Below are 4062 nucleotides of genomic sequence, written 5' to 3'. Positions count from 1 at the left end.
GGGCGGTGGATTGGTCTGTTGACAGCGGGCCGCTTTGCTTGGTAATGCATTTTCGGTTTTTCTTCTTTTACCGGATTTGCTCCGATCGTGATCGTCGCTGCATGTCGGGCGATCGCGGTGCGGGCGGGAAGCGGGCGGTGCGCGGCTGCCCGTCCTCGCTTGAGCAGGAGTTTTTGCGATTTGTGGCGTTTTGTGCCCGAAAAACCCTTGTCCGCTGCCCGATCCTCCGGTAGTCGATCTTCGGTGTGGAGGGTCGCCGTCCGGTTCCGCTCGTTCGTCCGTCCAACGCCGCCCGGCCCGGCAGCGGCAGGGGGAATATGTCACTCGTGGTAGCGAACCGGTGAGCACGCTGTGAGCGCACTGCCCGTTTTCTGCCCGGTTCCGGCGCGCTGCGCGCAACTCGGGCCTGACTCGGTCCCCACTTGACCCGAATCTTGCGGCAACCAAAAGCGCGGCGGCTGATGACCAGCGCGGCTGCGCGTTCGCCCGACCTGCCGCGCACAGAGGTCAGGCCGAAGTCCGACTGCCTGAACTTCCCCCTGCCGGGTGCCCGATTTTTTGGGGTTTGCGCGCTTTGGCGAAGGTTGTGCAAAACTTGGAATGAGTCGGATAACGGCCGGATCGGCTGTCGGTATGAGGGAAGGGTGCACGTGTGGCCACGTTGCGTAAACAGGCACAGGATCGCGGTTTGTCGGAGAGGTGTGACCCGTCGTACACCTGAAGTTCTCGTGTCGCTTCCCGAAGTCGACGGCGAATCGCCGCGGACGTGCCGGGGCGGGGTCAGCTTATGACGAGCTGCAACCACGCGCGCAGGACTCACACGCGGTCCCCGCTGGCGCGCACCGGCGCGGGTGAAGTCGGCATCATGATCCCGGAGCAGCCGACGGAGCGCGACGTCGGCGCGATCGACGTCGCGGTGCACGCCGCGGACCCGATCACGCGCGCCCACCTCGCCGAGGAGATCGGCTCCACCGCGGAGTTCAGGCTCGTGCCGCTCGACGCGGGCAAGCCCGTTCAGGGCGTGGTGGTGATCTCCGTCGACAACGTCGACATGACCACGCTGGACTTCATGCGCGAGCACCGGACACCGGGCACGACGTTCTGCCTCATCGTCCGCAGCGCCTGGTACCTCGACTACGCGGCGGCCATCGAGCACGGCGTGCGCGGGGTCCTCTGGCGCGACGAGTACACCCCCGACCGCTTCCGCCGCCTCATCCGCACCGCGCACCAGGGGCAGGCGGACTTCCCCAACTCCATCCAGGCCGGCCTGCTGGAGTACCTGCAGCGGTTGCAGGAGCACGTGCTGGTGCCGAGGGGGTTGACGTCGTCGGGGCTCCAGGCCCGCGAGGTCGAGATCCTCAGGCTGATGGCGGACGGCATGACCCTGGAGGAGATCGCCCGCGAGCTGGCCTACTCGGAGCGGACGGTGAAGAACGTCTTCTACAACCTCATCAAGCGGCTGAACCTGCGCAACCGCACGCACGCCGTGTCCTACGCGATCCGCTCCGGGCTCATCTGAGGGGGACGGGGGCGCCGTGCTCGCGGTGCAGCGCCAGCACGGCCCCACGCCGGGCCCCCGCCCCCCTCAGCACCGGTCCCTCAGCAGCGCCCCCTCAGCCCCGTGCGCGCGCGGACCCCGCCGCGGGGACGCCCGGCCCGGCGGTCGCCCGGCGCCGCAGACCGCACGCCAGCGTGGCGCAGGCCGCCGCCGGGATCAGCAGCGCCAGCAGGTAGGCGGGAGGTCCGGTCAGACCGGTGAGCAGGTCGAGGTTCGCCACCGCCAGACCGGTGAACACCGCCAGCCCCGCGAACCCCAGCAGCGGGGCGACGAGGGTCGACCAGCGCCCGCCACCGGGAGTGCGGCGGAAGAAGGCGACCACGGCCAGCGCCGCCCCGGTCTGCACCACGAGCAGCGCCAGCGTCCCCACCCCCACCAGCCACGGGAACAGCTGCGTGAACGGGTGCACCCCCGCGGCCGTGAACACCCCCAGCACCAGGAGCGTCACGCAGGTCTGCGTCGCGCTCGCCCGGTGCGGGCTGCGGAAGCGGGGGTGGGTGCGCCCCAGGGCGTCGGGCAGCAGGCCGCCGCGCCCCAGGGCGAACAGGTAGCGGGACAGCGTGTTGTGCAGCGCCAGCAGCACCGCGAAGACGCTCGTCACCACCAGGACCTGCACCACGTCGGTGGCGGCCTGGCCGAGGTGGCGCGTCGTCACGGCGGTCACGAAGCCGACCGGGTCCTCCGCCGCCCGCGCCGCCACCGCGCCCGACCCGTGCGCCAGCCCCACGGCCCAGGTCGTGGTGGCGTAGAACAACCCCATCAGCACCACGGACGCGTAGGTCGCCCTCGGCACGGTGCGCCGGGGCTCGCGCGCCTCCTCGCCGTACACCGTGGCCGCCTCGAAGCCCACGAAGCAGGTGAAGGCGAACAGCAGCGCCACCCCCGGCGCGCCCGCGACGAGCGCGGACGGCGCGAAGGCGTCGGCGTTGACGCCCTCGGCCCCGCCCGAGGTGATCACGGCGAGGTCGAACGCCACCAGCACGAGGACCACGGCACCCATCAGCACGCCCAGCACCCGCGCCGACAGGTCGAGCTCCAGGTACCCCAGCACGCCGACCGCGAGCAGCGCGGCCAGCGCCAGCGGCTGCCAGGGCACGTCGACGCCCCACCGCGCCAGCAGGTCGTGGCCGAACTCGCCGAACTGGCCCGTGATCCCCACCAGCAGGCAGTTGTACGCCAGCAGCGCCACCCCCGCCGCGGCCTGCCCGGCGCGCGGGCCGATCCCCAGCGCGACGAACGCGGTGAAGCCGCCCGCGTCGGTGACGTGCTCGCTCATGCCCGCGTAGCCGACCGCGAACAGCAGCAGCACCACCGCCACGACCGCGACCCGCCCCGGCGCGCCGACCCCGCTCGCCGCGACGGCGACGGGGCCCGCGCCCAGGGTGGCGCCGAGCGGGGCCGCGGCGGACACCACCAGGAAGACGATGCCCGCCGTGCCGACCGCGGACTGCTTCAGCTGCCGGGACTGGCTGCTCGACACCACCACTGACCTCCTCGCAGAGCGGTCACCGCAGGAAGCGGGCCAGGACGTTCCGGGTCACCTTGGAGGCGGTGTTGTCGCCCCCGTTGTGGGGCAGCGCGCCGCACCACGCGATGGAGCCGACGGAGAACACCGCGCCCGCGTTCGGGTAGTCGACCAGCACCATGTCGGCGCGCACCGCGGCGTTGACGCTGCCGGACTGGCCGGAGTCGGACACCCCGATCTCCTCGCTGCAGTGCTGGTAGGAGTCGGAGAACCCGGTCGCCGACGCCAGCACCACCGCCCGCGCGGGCGTGCCGAGGGCGTGGTCGGCGCGGTCGATCTCGAAGCCCGCCGCGCCGTGCCCGCAGATGAGGCCGGGGTGGTCGCCGATCGGCTCGTCGTCGCCCAGCCCCTCGAACACCCACTTCACCGACGGGTCGAACGACTCCGGGGTGCGGTGGTAGGGCCTGCCCGGTCCCAGCCCCTGCGCGGTGAACCCGACGCCGACCAGGGACTGCGGCGTGCGGTTGCGGTAGCGCCACAGCCCGCCCTGGGTCCCGGTGAAGCTCAGGTCGCCCTCGCCGGGCGCGGACTCCCAGATCCGGGTGGACGGGGCCTTGCGGCGGATCTCCACCGTGTGCCCGCGCTCGGGGTCCGGCTCGGTGACCCAGTAGAAGCCGTTGCCGGTCAGGTTCACGAGCCTGCCGCCACCGTCCAGGTAGGACCGGAGCGAGTCGAGCATCCGCTCGGACCAGTACTCGTGGTGGGTGCCGGTGAGCACGACCCGGTAGCGGCGCAGCAGGTCCGCGCCCTCGCGGTGCAGGTCCTCGTCGGTGGCCACGTCGAACTCGTGCCCGGAGTCGCGCAGCCACCGCGCGAGCACCAGGTCGGCGGGGAACTGGTGCAGCCCGCCCTCACCGCCGTCCAGCGCGGGCTCCACGTACTCCCGGCGCATGGTGACGATCGGCAGCGCGCGCGAGGAGTAGCAGACCCCGGACCCGTCCGAGTGGTGGTCGTAGAGGCTGTTGAGCCGGTTGTCCAC

At 71.9% G+C, this 4062-nt stretch carries 4 protein-coding genes; 2 read left to right on the top strand and 2 right to left on the bottom strand.

What is annotated here, in order from left to right:
* Both ACTUAL_RS24065 and ACTUAL_RS24060 read left to right on the top strand, forming a co-directional pair.
* Positions 1–233, top strand: a 233-nt coding sequence (locus ACTUAL_RS24065) for a hypothetical protein (RefSeq protein ID WP_440901846.1), incomplete at its 5' end; no start/stop codon positions are given.
* A 632-nt stretch (positions 234–865) separates the two neighbouring features.
* The gene (locus ACTUAL_RS24060; protein ID WP_157767834.1) at positions 866–1519 is read left to right on the top strand and encodes a response regulator transcription factor; all 654 of its coding nucleotides are present in this window, start codon (positions 866–868) and stop codon (positions 1517–1519) included.
* Between the two features lie 94 nt (positions 1520–1613).
* Here ACTUAL_RS24060 and ACTUAL_RS24055 read toward each other — a convergent pair whose 3' ends face one another.
* Together ACTUAL_RS24055 and ACTUAL_RS24050 are read right to left on the bottom strand one after the other, a co-directional pair.
* Entirely contained in the window at positions 1614–3041 is a 1428-nt protein-coding gene (locus tag ACTUAL_RS24055) for an APC family permease (RefSeq protein ID WP_440901845.1), read from the bottom strand.
* A 22-nt stretch (positions 3042–3063) separates the two neighbouring features.
* Positions 3064–4062, bottom strand: a 999-nt coding sequence (locus ACTUAL_RS24050; RefSeq protein WP_440901844.1) for a N,N-dimethylformamidase beta subunit family domain-containing protein, incomplete at its 5' end; no start/stop codon positions are given.

The sequence above is a fragment of the Actinosynnema sp. genome, from assembly GCF_052038725.1.
Note: the sequence above shows the minus strand (reverse complement) of the source record. Positions and strands in the feature narration are given on the sequence as shown.